We start from the raw sequence: 801 nt of genomic DNA on the forward strand, positions 1-801 counted from the left end.
GCCGATTCGAAACGCATTGGGGTTTTAGTGCCCAAATGGGCACGGATTTATCAGAGTTTATTTTAGGTTAGGGTGGATCTGCGTCTCTCACACCTTAACTTGCGCGTTATGTTTACTTGTATTTCAACGGCTTAAAGGTTTAGGGTCTAGTTCTTTGTCCCTCTGGCAATTCGTCTCTAGTAGACTCAGCAAATCTGCATTGTCGGTCTAAGTTCTTGAATCTCTCAGCCCGTAAAACATGCCAATGTTCGCGGGTTGCTTCATTGTCAGGTCGTGGCGGTTGGCTTGTGGTTTAGCTGGCTTAAAGTCGCTTCTAGGTTCTCAGTCAATTGGCATTTTGGCTTGGCAGTTGCCTCGGCAATTCAGCATTGTTTTGCGCTTTGGTAGGAAAGAAAGGGAACTTGTTGGGGCTTAGTCGGGTTGCCTCATTGGGCAGGGAAGTGGGCTTACTTGTTTTAGGCTGGTCGCCTTTGTCGGTCAAGTTGGTTTCAGCCTTGTGGTTTAGTTCAGAAAACTTGCTAGAAATAGCAGTTCTTTCTCAAGTAAATCATGTGTTTGTGGTAAAACATAACAAACAATTCAACAGTGATTCGCAACGCTTGGCGCTCTCACTTCAGGTTGAATTTAGTGTTTACGGCGCAGTATTCAAGTTCAGTGTTTGCGCTGCTCACACGTTAATTGGGCGTTATTTCCGCAACGGATCTCTCAGGCTGAATGTACGTGATTGTAGCCTAAGAGTGAAAGTGGCGGGGTAATAGGGTGGAAAAGCGGCGAAAAGGGCGAATATTGGTCATTTCCATG

General features: G+C 45.8%; 1 protein-coding gene. It reads left to right on the plus strand.

The features are described 5' to 3' along the window. Positions 1–329 precede the first annotated feature (329 nt). Positions 330–755, plus strand: coding sequence for a hypothetical protein (locus D8S93_RS25450; protein ID WP_193621682.1), 426 nt, complete (start codon positions 330–332; stop codon positions 753–755). Positions 756–801: the final 46 nt, after the last annotated feature.

The organism is Vibrio sp. VGrn 2, from assembly GCF_009361695.1.
Classification (GTDB): Bacteria; Pseudomonadota; Gammaproteobacteria; order Enterobacterales; family Vibrionaceae; genus Vibrio; species Vibrio diabolicus.